General features: G+C 37.6%; 19 protein-coding genes. 11 read left to right on the top strand and 8 right to left on the bottom strand.

Annotation, left to right across the window (positions count from 1 at the left end; all coding sequences use genetic code 11):
* Positions 1-5 precede the first annotated feature (5 nt).
* Entirely contained in the window at positions 6-725 is a 720-nt protein-coding gene (locus BK574_RS02615) for a 3-ketoacyl-ACP reductase (RefSeq protein ID WP_078427373.1), read from the top strand.
* A gap of 388 nt (positions 726-1,113) precedes the next feature.
* Positions 1,114-2,871 carry a Rieske (2Fe-2S) protein gene (locus tag BK574_RS02620; protein ID WP_078427374.1) on the top strand — a complete coding sequence of 586 codons (1,758 nt, stop codon included), beginning with the start codon at positions 1,114-1,116 and terminating at the stop codon, positions 2,869-2,871.
* Between the two features lie 147 nt (positions 2,872-3,018).
* Here the strand turns inward: BK574_RS02620 and BK574_RS02625 are convergent, their stop codons facing one another.
* Complete coding sequence (locus BK574_RS02625) at positions 3,019-3,792, bottom strand: lipase family protein (protein ID WP_078427375.1); 774 nt, start codon at positions 3,790-3,792, stop codon at positions 3,019-3,021.
* Positions 3,793-4,245: 453 nt separating this feature from the next.
* On the opposite strand from BK574_RS02625, the gene BK574_RS02630 reads away from it, so the two are divergent.
* Positions 4,246-4,761 (top strand): hypothetical protein, encoded by a 516-nt coding sequence (locus BK574_RS02630; RefSeq protein ID WP_078427376.1) that lies wholly within the window; start codon positions 4,246-4,248, stop codon positions 4,759-4,761.
* A gap of 94 nt (positions 4,762-4,855) precedes the next feature.
* On the opposite strand, the gene BK574_RS02635 is transcribed toward BK574_RS02630, so the two are convergent.
* Positions 4,856-6,313 (bottom strand): MDR family MFS transporter, encoded by a 1,458-nt coding sequence (locus BK574_RS02635; RefSeq protein WP_078427377.1) that lies wholly within the window; start codon positions 6,311-6,313, stop codon positions 4,856-4,858.
* A 174-nt stretch (positions 6,314-6,487) separates the two neighbouring features.
* On the opposite strand from BK574_RS02635, the gene BK574_RS02640 reads away from it, so the two are divergent.
* Positions 6,488-7,138 carry a TetR/AcrR family transcriptional regulator gene (locus BK574_RS02640; RefSeq protein ID WP_078427378.1) on the top strand — a complete coding sequence of 217 codons (651 nt, stop codon included), beginning with the start codon at positions 6,488-6,490 and terminating at the stop codon, positions 7,136-7,138.
* Positions 7,139-7,655: 517 nt separating this feature from the next.
* Positions 7,656-8,042, top strand: coding sequence for a hypothetical protein (locus BK574_RS02650; protein ID WP_078430762.1), 387 nt, complete (start codon positions 7,656-7,658; stop codon positions 8,040-8,042).
* Positions 8,043-8,372: 330 nt separating this feature from the next.
* Here BK574_RS02650 and BK574_RS02655 read toward each other — a convergent pair whose 3' ends face one another.
* A complete protein-coding gene (locus BK574_RS02655) occupies positions 8,373-8,726 on the bottom strand; it encodes a DUF2200 domain-containing protein (protein ID WP_078427380.1) in 354 nt (117 codons plus the stop codon).
* A 398-nt stretch (positions 8,727-9,124) separates the two neighbouring features.
* The gene (locus BK574_RS02665) at positions 9,125-9,697 is read right to left on the bottom strand and encodes a thioredoxin family protein (protein WP_078427382.1); all 573 of its coding nucleotides are present in this window, start codon (positions 9,695-9,697) and stop codon (positions 9,125-9,127) included.
* Positions 9,698-9,937: 240 nt separating this feature from the next.
* Between BK574_RS02665 and BK574_RS02670 the strand changes: the two genes are divergently transcribed.
* Positions 9,938-10,624, top strand: a complete 687-nt coding sequence (locus BK574_RS02670) for a phosphoribosylaminoimidazolesuccinocarboxamide synthase (RefSeq protein WP_078427383.1) — start codon at positions 9,938-9,940, stop codon at positions 10,622-10,624.
* Positions 10,625-10,815: 191 nt separating this feature from the next.
* Here the strand turns inward: BK574_RS02670 and BK574_RS02675 are convergent, their stop codons facing one another.
* From BK574_RS02675 to BK574_RS02685, 3 genes are all read right to left on the bottom strand, one after another.
* Complete coding sequence (locus tag BK574_RS02675) at positions 10,816-11,124, bottom strand: DUF2535 family protein (protein ID WP_075386559.1); 309 nt, start codon at positions 11,122-11,124, stop codon at positions 10,816-10,818.
* A 116-nt stretch (positions 11,125-11,240) separates the two neighbouring features.
* Positions 11,241-12,368: a carboxynorspermidine decarboxylase gene (gene nspC, locus BK574_RS02680; protein WP_078427384.1), complete on the bottom strand. Its 1,128-nt coding sequence runs from the start codon at positions 12,366-12,368 to the stop codon at positions 11,241-11,243.
* The gene (locus tag BK574_RS02685) at positions 12,369-13,607 is read right to left on the bottom strand and encodes a saccharopine dehydrogenase family protein (protein WP_075386561.1); all 1,239 of its coding nucleotides are present in this window, start codon (positions 13,605-13,607) and stop codon (positions 12,369-12,371) included.
* 1,119 nt (positions 13,608-14,726) lie between these two features.
* Here BK574_RS02685 and BK574_RS02690 point away from each other — a divergent pair.
* Complete coding sequence (locus tag BK574_RS02690; protein ID WP_078427385.1) at positions 14,727-15,389, top strand: DnaA N-terminal domain-containing protein; 663 nt, start codon at positions 14,727-14,729, stop codon at positions 15,387-15,389.
* Positions 15,390-15,451: 62 nt separating this feature from the next.
* On the opposite strand, the gene BK574_RS02695 is transcribed toward BK574_RS02690, so the two are convergent.
* Positions 15,452-15,802 (bottom strand): DUF2746 domain-containing protein, encoded by a 351-nt coding sequence (locus tag BK574_RS02695; RefSeq protein ID WP_078427386.1) that lies wholly within the window; start codon positions 15,800-15,802, stop codon positions 15,452-15,454.
* Between the two features lie 216 nt (positions 15,803-16,018).
* Between BK574_RS02695 and tnpA (BK574_RS02700) the strand changes: the two genes are divergently transcribed.
* The 4 genes from tnpA (BK574_RS02700) to tnpA (BK574_RS02715) all read left to right on the top strand — a co-directional run bounded on the left by tnpA (BK574_RS02700) (position 16,019) and on the right by tnpA (BK574_RS02715) (position 21,009).
* A complete protein-coding gene (gene tnpA / locus BK574_RS02700; RefSeq protein ID WP_078427387.1) occupies positions 16,019-16,417 on the top strand; it encodes an IS200/IS605 family transposase in 399 nt (132 codons plus the stop codon).
* A gap of 13 nt (positions 16,418-16,430) precedes the next feature.
* Complete coding sequence (locus BK574_RS02705) at positions 16,431-17,879, top strand: RNA-guided endonuclease TnpB family protein (protein ID WP_078427388.1); 1,449 nt, start codon at positions 16,431-16,433, stop codon at positions 17,877-17,879.
* Between the two features lie 339 nt (positions 17,880-18,218).
* Entirely contained in the window at positions 18,219-20,024 is a 1,806-nt protein-coding gene (locus BK574_RS02710; protein ID WP_078427389.1) for an SEC-C metal-binding domain-containing protein, read from the top strand.
* Between the two features lie 586 nt (positions 20,025-20,610).
* Complete coding sequence (tnpA, locus tag BK574_RS02715; protein ID WP_078427390.1) at positions 20,611-21,009, top strand: IS200/IS605 family transposase; 399 nt, start codon at positions 20,611-20,613, stop codon at positions 21,007-21,009.
* Positions 21,010-21,014 lie beyond the last annotated feature (5 nt).

The raw sequence follows: 21,014 nt of genomic DNA on the forward strand, positions 1-21,014 counted from the left end.
TACTCATGGTACAATCCATTAAAGGAAAAACAGCATTGATTACTGGGAGCGGTAAAGGAATTGGCAAAGCAGTTGCTATCGCCCTTGCTAAAGAAGGGGTGAATGTCGGTCTTTTTGCTCGAACAGAGGCTGACTTAAAAAGGGTTGCAGCAGAAATGGAGGGGCTAGGAGTAAAAGTGGCTTACGCGACTGGAGATGTTGCTTCATTAGAGGAAGTGGAAAGAGCAGTTGAAGCCCTCGCGAGTGAACTGGGTTCTTTTGATATATTGATTAACAATGCAGGAACAGGAAAGTTCGGAGGCTTTCTCGATCTTTCCCCAGATGAATGGAAAAATATGATAGATGTTAACTTAATGGGCGCTTACTACGTTACGAGGACGGTTCTTCCGCAGCTTATTGAAAAAAATGGCGGAGATATTATTAATATCGCTTCCACTGCTGGTCAAAAAGGGGCACCTGTAACAAGTGCATACAGCGCCTCAAAATTCGGGCTTCTTGGCTTAACGGAGTCACTAGCACTCGAAATTCGTAAACATAATATCCGCGTTTCTGCTTTAACACCTAGTACAGTTGCAACAGAGCTTGCTTTTAAAGAGAACTTAACGGACGGTAACCCTGAAAAAGTGATGCAACCCGAGGACTTAGCTGAATTTATCGTTGCTCAGTTGAAGCTCCATCCACGTGTATTCATTAAATCAGCTGGATTGTGGTCGACCAATCCATAACAATTAATAAATCAATCGATAAAAACAAAGGGGGTCTAGGGAAAATCCTAGGATCACCCTTTTATTTTGTTATTAAAAAGGGTTTAAGAACTTCAGAGTCCTAAGCTTGATGCCTCCTTGTTAGAGCTTTTAACTTATAAAGCAGGAAAAATTCGCATAAAAAAGGAAGTAGTATTTTAGGTACCTTTATAATAATAAACAAAATATTGTGCTTGAAAAATCATTCCTGTTAATCTTGCTACCAAGTTGGACACTTTCAAGTAATAATTAAAGGAAAACCAATAGAAAAAATAGGCTTTGATTATTAGATCATCACTCCATTTCACCATATTCGTACAAACTACTTGTGGGTGAAAGTAATATTTTTCTTCGAGGAGGGTATAAACAAATGAGTGAAAAGGTGTTTGTTTGTTCGGAAAAAGAGTTGAAAGATCAAGGCGTAAAGGTGGTAAAAGGGGGAAAGCATGGGATTGCCGTTATCTATCATGATAACAGTATATACGCAGTAGATAACCGTTGTCCGCACCTCGGATTTCCATTACATATGGGGAGCAGCTGTGATGGGATTCTCACGTGCCATTGGCATCACGCACGTTTTGACTTAAAAAGCGGGGGAACGTTAGACCCTTGGGCGGACGATGTTCCTACTTATCCCGTTGAAATAAAAGAGGGGGACGTATGGATCACTCCTGAACCTATAAACAAGCAAACGATAGTCAAACTGAAGAAGAGACTTAAAGATGGTTTAGAGCAAAATATTCGCCTTGTGATTGCAAAAGCTGTGGTCGGTTTAGTAGAAGCTGGAGTAGACCCTAAAGAAATAGCAAAAATCGGAGTTGAATTTGGTACAAAACACCGTTGGAATGGCTGGGGATCAGGTCTTACGATTTTAACGGCGATGATCAATATTCTACCGTACCTCGATAAGACAGGAAAAATCCTTGCCTTATATCAAGGGCTAGTGCATGTAGCGAGAGAAAGTACAGGGATGGGGACACGATTTTTATTAGGCCCGTTACCTTTAAACGAAGATAACGAACTTCCAAAAATGTCTCAGTTAGCCACATGGTATAGAAATAATATTGAGGTTCGTGATATCCAAGGGGCGGAAAGGGTCTTGTTAACAGCTATAAAGTTAGGGGCAACGACAGAACAGCTATCCGACATGATGATGACGGCTATTACTGATCATTTTTATATGAATGTTGGTCACACCTTAGATTTCCATAACAAAGCCTTCGAAATGCTGTCGCAGTTGCAAGACGAGAAACAAGAATATATTCTCACTTCCTTATTACCAGAATTAAGGAATGCTAGTCGAAGTGAGGAATTTCATAGCTGGCAGGCCCCGGTTAATTTGGTGAAACCGTTACAGAAAGCGTTCAAGGCGTTAGAAAATCTAGAAATAAATGCACATGATCAATCAGGCTTTGAGAATGAGGAACAAATCCTAGAACAGTTATTGAGCGATGATCCTGTAAGAACAGTAGAGATGTTAATGGATGTATTACAAAAAGGGATATCACCTGTTCGTCTTGCCCGATTAGTAACGCTAGCAGCGGCGGAAAGGGTGGCCCGCTTTCATGTTCAAAACGAATTCAGAGATTGGGACACGGTGCTTCATACGTTTACGCATGCGCATGCTGTTCACCAAGCATTAAGGAGGTCAACAACAACTGAACTCACCCGCGCTATTTTTCACGGGGCGATGAGTATCTATTTAGATCGTTTTCTTAATATTCCATCGGCACGAATACCTGCAGCGGATCCATCATCGGGGAAAAAGGAAGACCCTAATGTATTTCTAGACCTCTTAGATCAACAACAACAAACAGATGAGGCCGCGAAATGGGTCGTGAATTTCTTAAACAATGGTGGAGATGTGAAGGATTTCTTTAACATCCTCGGCCATGCCTTATTAAGGGAAAATGCGGAATTCCATACGTTCCAAATGTATGAAGGGGCAGTAGTAGAGCACCGTCTTTGGGAAGAGGAAGACTCTGTGATTTCAAAGCGGGCACAGCAAACATTGATCATTGCCGCAACTCGTTATTTAGCAGCTCACGCACCAACATCGCGGGATACGTCCCATACAGCGAAAATTGCGATCAGGCTTCACCGTGGAGAAAAATTGTTTGAAGAATAATTGATATAGAAATACAGTCTTAAGCTGATCCACATGTTTATTACTAAAGAAATGAAGAGAAATGGTTTTTTAAAAGTAGAAAAGGGCCATCTTTTTTAGAATGGCTCTTTTATCAGTTGGGATGAGGGAACTATCCAAAATTGATTATTAATCAAATTCTAGGAAAATACCATCTTTTGAAGGAGGACAGAGCTTTTTGTTTTTGTGACAAACATCGATACAGACGGTTTTAAACATGTTACATAATCTTTTAAAGTAAAATTCAATTTCATGATTTCTTCGAATGCTAAATGTTTGAAAATGAATAGGAAATCTTTTGTCGACATGACGGTACGAGATATTAAGGAGTGGGATAGTTGTAGGTGGAAAATGAGGAACTATATCGTTGGTGTTTACGACTCGAATACTATGATCAATGACTTGATTATAAGCCTTAACAAATTCAGGATTTCCCACTCTAGGTGATGCATAAGTGTAAACAAGAGGTTGTGTAAAAGGTGTATTAGAGGCAATATCTAATGCAGCAAGTGTAGCAATGGCACCGCCTAGGCTATGTCCTGTAATATATAATCTTTTATCTGAAGATAAGTTTCTCAGCGTTTTGATCACATCTTTTCGTATGCTTTGATAGTTTCTCGTGAACCCCCGTTCCGTCATCCCAGCCTTGTCAACGAACGGGTACGGAACTCGAATCCAATCTAAATCAGCGATCACATCAATCGGTTCTTCTGTTCCTCTAAAAGCAACAATAATCTCATGAGGCGATTCTATAATAAACCCTGCTAAAGGATACTCATCACTAGCTAATGAAGACACTTCATGAAAACCATGAGGAGTTGTATATTTACCGCGACGGTGAATTCTCATATTAGCTTGGTAGGAAACCGCAGCCAGTAAAATTAAATTCCTTTCTAGATTCATTTTTTTCCCTTCCTTTAGTCTAATTTTTTGCTTGTTTTCTACTAGTATTCTATGAAGACAAACTATAAATGGTTCTAGGAAACGTTTCAGCGGTAAAGTGATCCAAGTTATAATGGTAACTAAAAATTTAGAAATGGAAGAGGTATCGCACAGATGAGATCCACAAAAAATTAGATAGACAGTCTCCTCTAAGTAGGGAAAGTGAATGGTCCTTTAGAGGAGATTGCTAGGGATTTGGAGAAAAGAAAGGAGGGCGTATTCTGTACAGAAAAAAAATACGAGTAGGTGCTAACGGCCTCATTGACTTAGCGGTGAAAGAACATATTAAAAAAACTATAATTACTAAAATCAACTAAACTAATATAAAGTTAATGTTATTTTACTTAATCTCATATTATTCAATAGATTAAAGATGGTTTTTCATAAAATGGCGGGCGGGGATGAGATTTATATATGAAGAAAAATATTTTTATATTGTTTATTGTCGTCATACTAGCGATTAGTTTTGTATGGATTTTTGAGTATGTAAGTCATGAAGGAGAGTTTACAAAGTGGAGTCATACTACCTTAGGAAAAAATCATTTTATAGAAGGTAAAACATTTTACCTTGATTATCTTATTAGATGGGAAGGTATTGGTAATCCGACACTTGAAAAGATAGAATTTATTAAAGAAGATGGAACAATTGTTGCGAAAGAAGATGACCAATTACGAATTGAACCATTTATAAATTTAGGAGGCTATGGACAAGTTGATGAAGAATTTGCTATTAAAGAAGGGATCATTGAGGAACTAATTCCTGTTAAAGGGTTTAAAGTTATTGATGATTTTTATTTAGTTTTACGAGTGGAGTTAACAGATAGTAATTTTGATAAAGATATTAGCGAAGTAAGAATGACTTATAAAAAGTTTGGTAGAACACAATTTCAATACATTTCATTCGAAGATGGATTAATTACGGAGGAATAATTGTTTTATTGGTACAATAGTATAGCACGAATTTCAACTTTTTACTGAATCAAAAAAGATGTGTCTATGAAACACATCTTTTTGATTTATGCTATTAGGATGTTTTGCTCCTACGAACAAATAGGGCAAGGATAACTGTCGCTAACGCCATGTAAAAACCAGTCGCAAAACTTTGCTGGGAGCCAAAGGTGAGTGCAGCAATCGCCTCTTCTGCAGTTGGGTTAATAATCCCATTGTTATTAAAATAACTTTGTTGACCAGTTTCCATGACGGAAATAAACAACGCAGCTCCAATCGCACCAGACACTTGCATTAAAGTATTAAAAATAGCAGTGCCATGTGGATATAGTTTTGGAGGAAGCTGGTTCAATCCATTTGTATTCGCAGGCATCATAATCATTGCAACTGCAACCATAAGGATGGCTTGTTGGATAACAACTACCCATACTGGAATTCCAGGTACAGTATAGCGGTACGTAAAAACAATTGCGGCAAGGATGATGGTTCCAGGGATCAATAGCGGGCGGGGCCCAAATTTATCAAATAGCCGTCCCATTATTGGTGACATCGCACCGTTCAATAATCCACCTGGCAATAATACGAGCCCTGCTGTTACAGCACTGAATAATAGAGCTCCTTGCATATAAATTGGCATGACCAGCATCATGGCAAACATCGTCATCATGATGAGCATGACCATCAAGACACCAATTAAAAACATCGGATAACGGAACACTCGAATGTCCAATAAGGGTGTTTCCACCTTTAATTGGCGCCAACAAAATAAACCAAGTGAAACAAAACCAACTAGTAAAAATGAAAATACTAGCGGATCGGCAAAACTTGCGTCCCCTTTTCCAGCGGCGCTAAAGCCGTAAACGATACCGCCAAAACCGAGCGTTGATAAGAGAAAGGAAAGCACATCAAGTTTCGGTTTAGATGTCTCAGTAATATTCGTCAACACTTTCATTCCAAATAATAAGGAAGCAAGCGAAATAGGAAGAATAAAATAAAATAGCCAACGCCAAGTAAAGTTTTCTACAATTAGACCAGACACTGTCGGACCAATCGCTGGGGCAAACATGATCACAAGCCCAACCATCCCCATTGCTGCCCCGCGGCGTTCGATAGGTATAACGGCGAGAATAGTGTTAATCAATAGTGGAATCATAATTGCGGTACCGACTGCCTGTGTTAAACGACCAACTAAAAGTATCGCAAATATCGGGCTAACCCCCGAGATCAGCGTTCCTAATGTAAATAATGACATCGCTGTAATAAACAGTTGGCGCGTCGTAAAGCGTTGCATAAAATAAGCCGAAATCGGAATTAATGTACCAATTACAAGCATATATCCAGTGACCAGCCATTGTGCGGTACTTGATGCCACGCCAAAATCAGCCATAATGGCATTCAAGGCAACATTTAAAATTGTTTCGCTTAAAATGGCGACAAATGCGCCTGAAAGAAGCACAGCAACGATTGGAATCGGGTTTACCTCGGGTTTCTTCGTTTCTGTAGCTTCTACGTTATCTTGGGCTGTAATAGCCATACCGTTATCCTCCAATCTAGCCATATATACGAAACGCGATCGTTCCGCTAAATAATAGTACCATCATCAAATACGAAACGCAACAGTATCGTATTTGAATTCATACTGAAAACGATGCTAAAATAAACAATAAGGATGAAAGCGATTTAACGGGATGAAAGGTAGTGTGCCCCTATGTCGATACAGAATGAGGAACAAGAAGAGAGCAAGCGCGGGAGACCACTGGATTTGTCCCGCAGTAAAGTGATTTTAACAGCCACTCTGGAATTGTTGGCGGATAATGGTTATGATTCGTTAACTATTGACGCTGTAGCAGCAAAGGCAAAAGTGGGAAAGGCAACGATATATCGACGTTGGGCATCGAAAACCGAACTAGTCTTGGATGCGGCTAGATCAATAAGTCCATTTGAAAAGCTGGAAGAGAAGCTGAACAAAGACCAAGGATTGCGTGGTCAATTGGTGGATATGCTTTCTTTCATTTTTCAATGTGACAATAATAAATACCAAAAGGCTATGACAGCCATTCACTCCGCTGCTTCTTCTCATGAGAAGTTAGAAAAAACACTTAAAAAAGATTTCTACAGGCGCCACCGAAATGCTATCGAATCGGTTGTAAAGCCTTTTTTAAGGAAAAATTACACCCTCAAAGAATGTGAACTAGACCTTTTGGCTGACATCGGGCCAGCATTAATCACGTATCGAAATTTGTTGATTGGAAAACCATTTAACCGTGCTTATGTAGAGCAAATCGTTGATACGTTAATGATGCCAATGATGAAAACAGCGTTAATGGACGATGAAAGCCACCTTAAGGAAAACAAATAAAAGGTAAGGGGAGGGAAGATTTGTAAGAGGTATTGGGCTTGTTGTTGGGAACTTTAGGTTTGTTTTATCCTTTGCTTATCGCTTCGGTCATTCTTTTTGTATGTGCCCTTATCATGCGTTCTTGGATTTGGATGTTGGTCAGTGCCATTTTACTTTATCCCGAGGTATGGTTTTTGAGTAAGCATCCTCCATTCCCTTGGGCAATCTACGTACCATTAATCCTAGCAATATTTTCGATATTCTTGTATTTTATGAAAGAAGAAAGGTGAAAGTAACTTAATTTTATGGGATCAAGGTCCCCATATATATACCTCTAAACGATCGCCTATTTATTTAGGGACAAGATGTTTTGGGTATTTACCAGCATAGGATGATATTGACCTATATGATAAATACCTAATTAGAGGGAGGCTTTCATTTGAATCAATATAATTATCACCAAGATTGTTCATGTGGAATAAGCGGATATGAAAATGTTTCATATCCAACTTATGGTGAACAGTGGCAAGATCACAACATGACTGAGGATTTTGATCAACAAAGACAGTTTCAAATATGGGGACCCTTTGTAGGAGGAGTTACTGGACTTTTTGGCCCCCCTGGACGACCGCCAGGACCGCCTTTCACGCCGCCAGGACCCCCAGGACTAGGAGGACCACCAACTGCACCACCACCAGCATATACTCCAGCCGCACCAGAAATTGGTTTGTTTGCAGTCGATCCAGGTGCTATACGTGGGTGCTTGTTCCGCTTCACCTATGTATGGTTAACTAATAGACAACAGTTTTGGTTTTACCCAGTCTTTGTAGGACGAACGTCTGTTTCAGGTTGGCGTTGGACTGGATTTAATTGGGTATATTTCGGTATTGATCTTAGACGAATTTCTTCATTCCAATGTTTTTAAACACATTTGTTAAGTCATAGAAATAGATTAACCTATAAAAGGGTGCCTGTTATGTGATACCAGGAACCCTTTTATTTTTCCAATTATTAAATAACAAAGAAATGGGATGAAATGATGCGTAATCGTCAGTATTACAGATATTTTTCTTTACTAGAGGGGGGTAGGATTGTATTAATAACTGTACTTTAAGTGACTAGCAGGTTAATAAAAAAAGGTTGTAGTTTATCAGGAGATAACTACATGTATTTACTTAGGTGGTGTAAGGCAATGAAAATAAAAACAACGATTCTATTAATTTTATAAATAGAGTCAGTGTTTCTTTGTTTTTAATTATTTTTTCCGCAAAATCTTCTCCATCGCTTTTCCTTTTGCTAACTCATCGATAAGCTTATCTAAATAGCGAATTTCTTGCATAGTTGGTTCTTCGATGTCTTCTACTCGGACACCGCAGACCACACCTTTAATCAAAGCCCTCGAAGGATTCAGTTGGGGAGATTCCGCAAAGAAGGTCTCAAAGTCTGTCTGCTTTTCCAATTGCGCTTCTAACTCTTCCTGGCTATATCCTGTCAACCAACGGATGATTTCATCGACTTCTGGTTTTGTACGTCCTTTTTTCTCCGCCTTCGTAACATAATGTGGATAGACACTTGCGAAACTCATTGTATAGATACGATGTTTGGTCATGATACACCCTTCCTTATATGGTTTTCTTTATTATAGTACGAAAAATAGTCGGGTTCAAACGAAGTAACGGTCAGTGTCTCCGTCATGTTTCGTTTGCATAAATGAACTTATTGCTTATCAACAATTACAAGGTGTATCAGCTGGAACAATTGATCCTGTAGGAAAGCTTATATTTAGGGTGAGAAACGAACTGTGGGAAGGATGGCAATCTTGGGTGAACGATAAGTCCCTTTGGCCACAAAAAACAGGAATTTTTAAAGTTCCTATATCTGGTTTTTACTCTTCTCAAATCTATAAAACAGGGACCAACCCTATGGATCGGTTCCTGTTTTATTACTATAATGATAATCAACATATGTACCTATTTGAAGTGGAATGCCACAGAAGTAGATGTCGGATTAAATCGATTTAGAGGGCTTAAGGATAGCCAAGATCGTCTCTTTAAAACTTTCATAAACATACAACCAAAGAGTGGGATCTTCTACATATCTTTTTGTTAACGAAGCAAAAATTTCTTTTTGTTTTGTGGCAAAAGAAGGATCGTCTTTAGGTGGTAGTGACGCTCGAACTTCATCAACGATTTGTTGCGCTTGGGGAGCACGAGGGCCCCACTTTCCGATTAATTGTCCTTCATCATTTAAAATTAAAATGATCGGTATGGCACGACCGCCATTGGTTAAGTGACGATCAATCAGATCGGTGTCTGCATCTCGTAACGCAACTCGCATATCAATTGATGCCGCCTCCGCCACTTTCCGAAGGACAGGGTTAATCATCATTGCATCGCCACACCAGTCCTCGGTAATTATTAAGAAATGAAGTTGATGCTGCTGAAGTTCTTCAACGAATCCATCAGCAGGGAGATGGAATTGCTGATATACAGTCAAACTCTCATCTTTTAACTTACTCATTTCATCCATATATTGTTGAATCGATGTTCCTTCTACAAAGTATTGTTCTTCAGATTTCATCTCAACACCTCTTTCTTCTTTCTTATTATCTTAATACTCCTTGAGAACGAAAAGCAAAAAGTAAGCTTGTTAAATTTGAATTGTACTCAAAGTACTTTCAGTGGGAAGAGGAAAACATTACTGATGGAAGTTTTACTTTATTTTTAACAAAATATTTTCTGACATCTTATTGGTTTATATGACAATTTACTTCATAATAGTTATTGAAAGAAGTTTACTACTAGAAAGGATGAAGGATGGATGAAACTTACATATACTGGTAAGACGAAAGATGTTTATAGCTTAGAGGATGGCAATTATTTATTAAAATTTAAAGATGATGTAACAGGTGAAAACGGGGTATTTGACCCTGGTGCTAACACAGTTGGACTTTCAATCGAAGGTGCAGGGAAAGCGGGTCTTCGATTAACAGCTTTCTTTTTTGAAGCATTAAAAGAAAAAGGAATTCCAACACACTATATTGATGCAAACATTGAAGAAGGAACAATGACAGTAAAACCAGCTGAGGTGTTTGGTAAAGGGCTTGAAGTTATTTGTCGTTATCGAGCAGTGGGAAGCTTCTTGCGTCGCTTCAGTATGTATGCTGAGGAAGGACAAGAATTAGATGCATTTGTAGAAGTGACGTTAAAAGACGACGAGCGTCAAGACCCACCGATTTCGGAAGATGCTCTTCATATGTTAGGTATTCTTTCAAAAGATGAATACAAGGTGTTAAAAGACTTAACACAGCAAATTGGAAATGTCGTAAAGGAAGAATTAGCGAAAAAAGAAATAGAATTATATGATATAAAATTCGAATTTGGCCGTGTTGGGGACAGTAGAGAAATTGTTTTGATCGATGAAATCTCAGGTGGTAATATGAGAGCTTATAAAGCAGGAAAATATATTGAGCCGTTACAACTAGAAAAATTAATGTTAGAAAATTAATTGAGAAAAATTTAAATGGGTAAAGCCGTTCATATGAACGTTGGGGCATTATGTGATGAAGCTCTAAGCCAAGATGTAGTCAGGGAGATTGATTTTAGACATAGGTTTTTAAAGGTTTTGGAATGTAAAAGTCTTGTCTTGCGATTGGGATAAGAAATGATAAAATCCAGTAGCTTTTACGCTTCTGGATTTCAGCTTTTTGAAGAAAAGTGATTGTTTCTACTAGGTGTAGGAAAGTTGGTTAGTGATTCGTTGTTGTTCCACTGATTATCATTAGTATATAAATTTTGGAAGTCAGACCATTTCATTTTTCTCTTCAGATAGTCACGAAAGGAAAAGCAGCTTGTTGTTTGTGGTTGATTGTACAATGGAGTAATAAACATCTGTAAACGAGCTTGAATCATGAAATAATAGCGATGACTGCGTCCAACGACAGGAATATCAACAACTTTAACCTTCTGGCCCACGACATTTTGGAACTCTACTGTTTTATACAACAAACGATCAGCCTCTTTTTATACGTTTGCTCTATTATACCATAAAAAACCAGATTCTGTTTAGAATCTGGTTTTATCTTGCTTTGTATATACTTCCTTTTGACGAATTAATGAATCTCTTAAGCGAGTCTCATTTTAAAATCTTGGTAGCCAAATTCACGTACAACTCTACAATCGTCATTTTTACCTTTTACCGCAATTGCTGGTAATGGCATGCCGTTAAACGTCGTCGTTTTAACCATCGTATAAATGGCCATATCGCCAAATACTAAGCGATCGCCGCTTTTCAAAGGTTGATCGAACGAGTAATCGCCGATGACGTCACCTGCTAAACATGTTTGCCCACCAAGTCTGTATGTAAATGGCTTTTCACCAGCTTCTCCGGAACCGAATAGGGGAGGGCGGTATGGCATTTCCAATACATCTGGCATATGGCAAGTTGCGGACGTGTCAAGAATTGCAATGTCCATTCCGTTTTGATGGGTATCAAGTACGGATGTAATGAAGTAGCCTGCATTTAAGGCAACGGCTTCTCCTGGCTCTAAATATACTTTTAAGCCATAGTTTTCTTGCATTCTTTTAATACTAGCTTCGAGTAATGGAATGTCATAGTCTTCTCTCGTGATATGGTGGCCACCACCGAAGTTAATCCATTCCATTTGCGGAAGCCATTCAGCGAATTTTTCCTCTACAGCTCGAAGCGTTGTATCTAAATCGTCCGAGTTTTGCTGACAAAGAGTGTGGAAGTGTAACCCAGTCACACCTTCTAGTAAGTCAGGACGAAACTGCTCTGTTGAAGCACCGAACCTTGAACCAGGAGAACAAGGGTCATAAATCGCATGGCCAACTTGAGTAGAACATTGCGGGTTAATGCGTAAGCCGACTTTTTTTCCTGCTTCAAGTGCTTTATGCTTGAATTTTTCAAGCTGTGAGAAAGAATTGAAGATAATATGATCGCAAAGCGAAACAATTTCATCGATTTCATCGTCACGGTAGGCAGGGGCAAAGACATGATTTTCTTTGCCCATTTCTTCGTGCCCTAGACGCGCTTCGTATAGGCCGCTAGCTGTCGTACCACTTAAATACTCTCCAATGAGAGGGTAGAAGTGAGACATGGAAAATGCTTTTTGTGCTAAAACAATTTTACATCCTGTGCGTTGCATGACCCCATTTAAGATTTGTAAATTTCTTTCAAGAAGTGCTTCATCTACTACATAGCATGGTGTCGGTAGTTCTTCAAATTTCATCTAACGAACAAACTCCAGCTCTTTTTGTTTTGCAGGCTTCCCATCTACTAGCTCAGGATCAAAGCTTTCTTTCCATGGAAGTCCCCATTTGTTTAATGCTTCCATAAATGGATCTGGATCAAATTCTTCAATGTTGTATACGCCTGGTTTGTTCCATTTACCTGTCATTAGCATCATCGCACCAATCATGGCAGGTACGCCAGTTGTATAAGAAACCGCTTGTGAGCCGACTTCTTTAAAGCACGCTTCGTGGTCACAAACATTATATACATAATAAGTTTTGTCCTTACCATCCTTTTTCCCTTGGAATATACAACCGATGTTTGTTTTTCCTTTTGTACGTGGCCCAAGAGTAGCTGGATCTGGTAACAACGCTTTTAAGAACTGAAGCGGTACGATTTGTTTGCCTTCGTATTCAATTGGCTCGATGGACGTTAAACCGACATTTTCAAGGCATTTTAAGTGAGTTAAATAGCTTTCACCAAATGTCATGAAAAAGCGGATACGTTTTAAGCCAGGAATGTTTTCTACAAGAGATTCAAGTTCTTCATGATACAATAAGTACATATCTTTCTCGCCAACTTCAGGGAAGTTGTAGACACGCTTGATTTCCATCGGTTTCGTTTCTACCCATTCACCATTTTCCCAATAACGACCATTCGCAGAAACTTCACGAATGTTGATTTCTGGATTGAAGTTAGTAGCAAACGGATACCCATGGTCTCCAGCATTACAGTCAAGAATATCGATATATTCGATTTCGTCAAAATAATGTTTGAGAGCATAAGCAGAGAAGACTCCAGTTACACCAGGGTCAAATCCACTTCCTAATAGGGCAGTAATCCCAGCTTTTTCAAAACGCTCACGGTATTCCCATTGCCATTTATATTCAAATTTCGCCGTATCTTCTGGCTCGTAATTTGCTGTATCTAAGTAGTTTGTTTTCGTTGCAAGACAAGCATCCATAATCGTTAAGTCTTGATATGGTAGTGCTAAGTTCATTACGACATCGGGTTTAACTTCTTCAATTAAAGCAATAAGCTCATCAACATTATCTGCATCAACTTGTGCAGTAGTAATCTTTGTTTTTCCACCATCTAATTTCGCTTTAAGGTCGTCACATTTTGATTTTGTACGACTTGCGATACAAATTTCTTCAAATACTTCACTGTTTTGTACACATTTGTGGATCGCTACTGATGCTACGCCACCACAACCAATAATAAGTGCTTTTCCCATTCTACAAAACTCCTTACTAAACGAATTTTCAAATTAAAGAGGGGATGTCACAACACACAAGAGTGTATGACTACTTGAGACGTACCCCTAAAGTAACTTTTTGAAACAAAAAAACAAGTGTAACACGCAACACTTGCGCACAACACTTGCTTAAGACATTATCAATCATATTAAAAAGCATAAGTATACTATGATATAGACATATGTATACATCTATCATAAAAGTCCAAAAACAGTATAATAGAAAGCTCTTAATATTCAAAATATATCATAATAGGCTCAGAGTCTATATAGCAAATAATTACTTTTAGCACTCTTATTGACCGTTTCACAAGTTGTTGTGCAAATGCACTGGTTATAAAGTAACCAACTTATAAAATTTGAGCTTTTAACTCAATCAATAAGGCAACTAAGTTGCCAGTCGGCATTAGACCCGGCTGTCCGTATGGCCTTGACTTCCAAATGGAAGTGGTCAGTATTATCTGCATGGAAAGAAGTGATATATGGAATATTTTGCTTTCCAATAATGCTTTTATAGAGTAACAACTAATTTTATAAATTTCAATAGGTAAAATAAAAAAATTTAAAAAAATTTAATGATGGAAAAATTTTTCAGTTTTCACCTTTACTTGTTTTGATGGAGTGAAGAAATTTCTGAATATTTTCATTGTTTTTTGGGTCTGAGTGTTTATTTCTGTCGATGGTTAGCTACTCACTTCTACGTAAGAGTTTTTACAAAACCTGATTAAGTTGTCCCTTTAACACTCCATTTCCGCTATAGTATAGCCAGTTAATTCTTGAATGTCAATGAAAGAAAATCTTTTTAAAATCATCTGTTTTGCTACTTTTCAATCCCTATGTAAAGCCTTTTCCCTCCATGAAGTCATTAGTTTCACAATATGACTCACTCCATCTTTTAGAATGCGTTAAATATACTTATTTAACAGGAGTTTTTTTAGCTGTTTGTGAAAGTTTGAAATGATAATATTGGAGAGAAATACCAATTAATTGTTTGGGAATAACTAAAGAAGTAACCCAAAACGTTTTTACACTTGCAGAAGAATTGCATGTAATTTAACATTATTTTTGAATGATTTCTTATGAGGGGGCGATGGGAAGATGAACGATGAGATTGATAAGGAAAGAATGCCAATGGGTGAACAAAAAGTTATCGTTCAACCAGAGTTTGAATCACAAAAAAATACACCTGAATTAGAGTTGAAGTTAGAGCCACAGCTTGTCGATTACGATACCGTAAAATGTTTTCTCCCTGAAAAGTGGGAAATGCCAAGAAAGGGGAAACTTCTTTATCATGATGAGGAGGTACAAAGTGTATTGAAGTTGCTCACCTTTCAATTAGGTGTTGAAAAGTCACTTGACCAAATTCCTCGCTCTCTTATCGAAGAATATTTATCGCAAAGTAAATCTAATGCGAACAATCAACTGTCTCAAGTTGTTGCTTCACTATCAATTCCAGAAAATGAAGTGATTAATAGTAATTTGAATGAAGAAGATACACCTGATCTCCTTAATGAAGTGTTAACTATTGCGCAAGCGAAGATGTCGAAACCTAGCTTTGAAACATGGTTGGCTAACCTTAAGGGATACAAAGAAATGGATAAAGATACATTAATAATATTAGCAGACAACGAGTTCCAACGTGATTGGGTAGAAACTAGATACAGCAATTTTATTAAAGATATACTTGAAGGAATTACAGGACGAAGATTTACTCTTACGGTTGATGTGAAATCAGCAAATGGTGTGGGTGTATTTAAGTAGGAAAAACATCATAATAATACGTGGATGAGGGGGCTATTCCTACAGTTAGGGACAGGCCCCAATTAGCTCCGAATTTGTTTTTTTATTCGTTCAATATCCATGTCATGTCGACTCGATTGTTCGCGCAAATAATCAATATCATATGAAACATTTGTTATTTTTTTGTCAACTACTTTTAACATCCCAAACACTTCTTGTTGCTGTGCTTCTTCAATACGATCGAGTTGACCTTTCATAGCACTAATATCATTCTTCATGTCTTTAATGTCTTGATTTACATTATTAATATCCTGTTTTAGTTCCTGATGTACATTATTAATATCATGTTTCAGTTCTTGATGTACATTATTAATATCGTGCTTTAGTTCTTTAATCTGTTCCATGAATAAACGAAACATTTCTTCAGTTTTCATTTAAATCACCTCCTCACTTATTATAGCATATTCCTTTTCTGTAACCTCACAAGACTATTAATTTTTACAACATTAGCGCAAGAAAGCCCTTTAATTTATTGATGGTGATGAATTGCGCCCTCTATGAATATACTAAAAAAACATTAAACTGTAGTAATTCATTAGATAATAAACTAATGATATGGTATAATTAGGTATAGTTTAATAGAGGTGATTATGTTGAGTGGATATATTCATAAAGATGGTATCGTTTATAAAAATCAGTATCATATCGTATTTTGTCCTAAGTATAGACGTAAGGTTTTGACAGAAGAAATTGCCTTCGAGTTGAAGAAAGTGTTATACGAAGTAGCGAAAGAAAAAGATGTAACCATTAAATACATAGAAGTTATGCCAGACCATATTCATCTTTTTATCGAATTTGACCCTAGACTATTGCTTCATAAGATCATTAAAGATTTTAAAGGTAGAAGTAGCCGAGTTTTAAGAGAAAAGTTCCCCAAACTAAAGAGCCGACTTCCTTCTCTTTGGACAAGAAGTTATTTCTGTTGTACCGTTGGTCCTATTTCAGAGGACACGATAGAACGTTATATTGAAAATCAGAAAAATGTGTAAAGGTGGTGATTGTATGGCTAAACAATCGTATATTTTAAACCTTCCACTAAAAACGGAAGCATGGCAAGAACATAGGTTGTTTAAACGATTAGAGATGGCTCGAAATATCTATAATGGATGTTTAGGCGAAGTCTTGAAACGTTATAAACGATTAAAACAAGACAAAGGCTTTAAGTATTGGATAAAACAAACGAAGTCAAAAGAACGTACTCAGGCACTTAAACAGTTAAATAAGGGGTACGAATTAAGTGAGTACTCCCTTCATGCGTTTGTGAAGCCGATGCAACATCACTTTAAGAAAAATATAGATGCTCATACTTCTCAAAAAATTGCGACTAGAGCTTGGAAAACATTTGAGAAGTTCATGTATGACAAAAATGCTAAGAAGGTTCATTTTAAACGAAAAGGTGAGCTAGAGTCGGTTGAAGGAAAAACGAACAAAAGTGGTATCCGTTATATGGATGAACATATCCATTGGAATGGTTTAATCATTCCTGTTGTTATTAAAGATCATGATGAATACGCCCATATTGCACTACTTGATAAAATCAAATATTGCCGAATGGTCCGTAAAGTCATCCGTGGAAAAGATCGTTATTTTGTTCAGTTCGTCCTTGATGGTGTTCCGCCTAAGAAAATGGATAAAGCGACGGGTCCATTCAAACAACCACATAACGAAGGGAAAGTTGGGCTAGACATAGGCACTCAAACCATAGCTGTCGTTAGTAAAGATGAAGCCAAACTCCTTGAACTCGCTCCGAATATCAATAACATTGAACGTGAAAAGCGTATTCTTCTCCGAAAATTAGACCGACAACGACGAGCGAATAACCCTCATAAATACAATCCTGATGGAACCATCAAGAGAACGAAGGAAAAATGGATGATCAGTAACAACTACCTCAATACGAAACGTCAGTTAGCAGAACGACAACGTAAAATCGCTGATATTCGTAAGCAAGACCATAACCGTATGGCAAATTGGATATTGTCTTTAGGTGACGATATTAAGGTTGAGACCATGAACTACAAAGGACTTCAAGCAAGGGCAAAACAAACCACCGTAAATAAAAAAACAGGTCGTATCCATCGTAAAAAGCGTTTCGGAAAGTCATTAGCGAATAAGGCTCCTAGTATGTTGTTGACCATTCTTGATAACAAATTAAAGTACGAAGGAAAAGAGCTTCAAGAGATTGACACGTACAAAGTAAAAGCAAGTCAATATAACCATTTTGATCATTCGTATGTGAAAAAGCCTGTGAGCAAGCGTTGGAATGAATTTGAGTGTGGGAAAGTTCAAAGAGATTTGTATAGTGGGTACCTCATTATGAACGTGAAGGACAATTTGAAAGAGATTGATCGAGAGCGATGTGTGGAGTATTGGGCGATATTCAAGGAATTGCACAATAAAGAAATCGAACGCTTAAAGCAAACGAAAACCCTAGCAAGCATGGGCTTGTAGGGCATTCAGTTCAAATAAACGGTTTTGAAACGAGCCGACAGGACGTTAAGGTAGTTCATTAGAACAAGCCTTGTCCATGAAAGTCTAAGGGAACGGAATGAGTATCTATATCAAGCTTTCATAGGTATAGAAGAAGTACCTCAAGTACCTAGAACCCACCGAATTTATTCGTGTGGAGTTTCAGATAAACATTACATTCGTTGTATACCTTATCATGACAAATGAAAATGATAACACAAAAGGTGATACGCTTTTACCTTTTCCTGACAGGTGCTTTCTTCTCATTTATGCTAAAATAATGAAGTCTAATCATCATTTAAGAAATAAAGGAGTACGAAAATGAGTGTAAGTCGTAATGAACCATGTCCATGTGGTAGTGGAAAAAAGTATAAAAAGTGCTGTATGAACAATCAAAATGTCATTCAAATGCATGAAGTGGTGGAAGAACGCTTTAGGCAACAAAAACACAATCTAGTGAAAAAATTAGAAGCATTTGTTGATAAAAACATACCCTATCAAGAGCTGGTTCGTTTGGAATCAGAGTTTAATAAACGTAGTAACTATCAAATCGATCCGAAGGTTAAGCATTCAACTTTTCGATTCTGGTTGTATTTCTTCCATAGATGTGAAAATGGACTGCGGACAATTGAGTGGTTTTCCAATGAAAGTACAACAGCTGATTCCCAAATGGCCAAAACTTGGGTAGAGTTGCAACCGAAGTTACTTCAAGCGGTGGAGTGGAAAGAGAACGTTGTTATGTTTGAAGATATGTTAACGAAGGAACAATACCCAGTTTCTGCGCATTCTGAAAATATTTCAACACCAATACCGTGGTACGGTACATTCGGATTACTTGAATTATTTAATCATACATATTATTTCAACGGAGTGAAAATATTCGTTGGCCCACGACAGGTAAGTCAAGTGGCGACGAAAATACAAGAACTTTCCAAGCAAACAAATCTCTCGCCTCAAGAAGTGATGATGTCGTATTATCCTGAACTGCTAGGTGAATTGCTCTCAGCTCAAAACCAAACAGGCGAGATGCAGGAAAAAGAACTCACTGAATATAAGGTCCTTTATCAAATTGAAAGTACGGCAGACGAAGTCATTTCGTATTTATCGAAACACTTTGAGTTAGATCATCATAAACAAAATGAATATCAATTTAGTTGGATTGGGGAATGGCAACTTTACGAAGATAGTGAATTAGCTATGCCCCTTCGTCTTGGAAAGGTCTACGGAATGATCTCAGTGAAAAATAGAAAGTTACGCTTCGAAAGTATATTAGGAGACCGAGTTTCTGAATTTCAAACGTTACTTGAGAAGAAAGTAGCCGTCAAGCTTTTGAAAGTGGAGGAAAACAAGATAAAGATACCGTTCCATGCCGAAGTTTTAAACATGGTCGTATCGATGGACAAAAGTATTCCACGCTACTTCTCACTGTATGCACAAAATCGGGTGTTGTTAGATGTTAATGCACCAATTCCAATGTATGATCATCATTCTCTACGGTCTTTGATGAAAACAGGTCAGGAAGATGTAGCTGATGTTTGGTTAAAGCAATCAGAATATGATTTGTATAAAAATGTGTACCGCCAGATAGGTGAGGTAGAAGTAACAGCTGATTTTAATACGGTTAGAAAAGAACTCAATTTACCTTTATCACCATTTGTGACGGGGGGCGCTAGCAGAAGCTCAGCCCTTAAAAACGTTAATAACCTTGTTCGAGAAGAAGACATTCCATTTTTAGAAGAGCTTGGTTTCACGCCAACTAGCGTAAACAGCTTTTTTGCCAACGACTTTCTCGAGTTTTATAAAGAAAAAACGGTAGGTAAAAGTGAAGCGACGGTGCGAAAATATCGAGGTAGCTTATTTGATTTACAGTATTTATTAGAACAATCGTCTGTCACGAGCTGGAAAGAATGTAGTCCTACTTTTTGGGAGCATATGATATCCGTACAGTATGTGGACTTATATGAAACGATGAGTAAAACCCAAGTAAAAGATCTATTTAGCTCGTTAAAAGCATTCGCGAAATGGTTAAATGAGCGTTATGAATTCCATCCAGGACAAAATATCTTGAAAGCTATTCAAAGCAAAGAACCAGAGGATCTGTTAGCTGTCGGAGCTAGTCGCTCCTAATAATAGGGACGGTTCCCGATGAATAAAGAGTCGTGGCACCGAAGCTGTCTTTTTTTTCGACCAACGCCCGAATGAGTTAAGACAAGACAAAGACACGATAAGGAACGTAAATTAATAGCATTTTTTACAGCGATACTTAAAATGAAGCATAAAAAGAAAGAGGCTGGGACATAACCAAAAAGCTCAATTTAAAAGCGAATAATAGCAGGTTAAAGAAGCCTATAAATACAAAAATCCGAACTAATTCAAATTCTAACCGAAGAATTTCGAATCGTAGTTCGGATTTTTCTTTGACTAAAGCACTTTTATCCTAGCCTCATTCTCATCCTTTAGTAAGAATAATCGGGGAAAAAGAAAGGAAAGATGATCAAGCAACAATGTTAAATATCTCTTTTTCCTTAATCCAGATTTCTCCACCTTTATTCTAATACTTTAACGTCTTTCCGAAAGAAGTCTCCCTCTTCAAGCGTGTGAAGGGCGTAGCCCAACGGTAAGGGGGAGATGAATTTCGGTTGGGCTTTTTTCTTTTGTCTTTTTTCTCGTTATGTTATAATCAGTCTTATAAAGAATAAGGATTGATATAACAATGAAGTTAGATAGTAATAACCATTCAGTATTCTTGATGTATTATCACCTTGTATTAGTTGTGAAGTATCGAAGAAAGGTCATTGATGATACTATTTCAAACTATGCAAGAGATAAATTCGTGTCGTTGAGTGAGAAATACAATATTACATTAGTCGAGTGGAACCATGATATTGACCATGTACATATTCTTTTCAAAGCACAACCTAATAGTGAATTGTCCAAATTTATCAACGCCTACAAAAGTGCAAGTTCAAGACTCATCAAGAAGGATTTTCCTCATGTTCGTAAAAAGTTGTGGAAAGAAATGTTTTGGTCAAGAAGCTTTTGTTTATTGACTACTGGTGGTTCGCCTATTGAAATGGTGAAAAATTATATTGAAAATCAAGGAATGAAGTGAGGTGA

The organism is Alkalihalobacterium alkalinitrilicum (assembly GCF_002019605.1).
In the GTDB taxonomy this organism is placed as follows: Bacteria; Bacillota; Bacilli; order Bacillales; family Bacillaceae_F; genus Alkalihalobacterium; species Alkalihalobacterium alkalinitrilicum.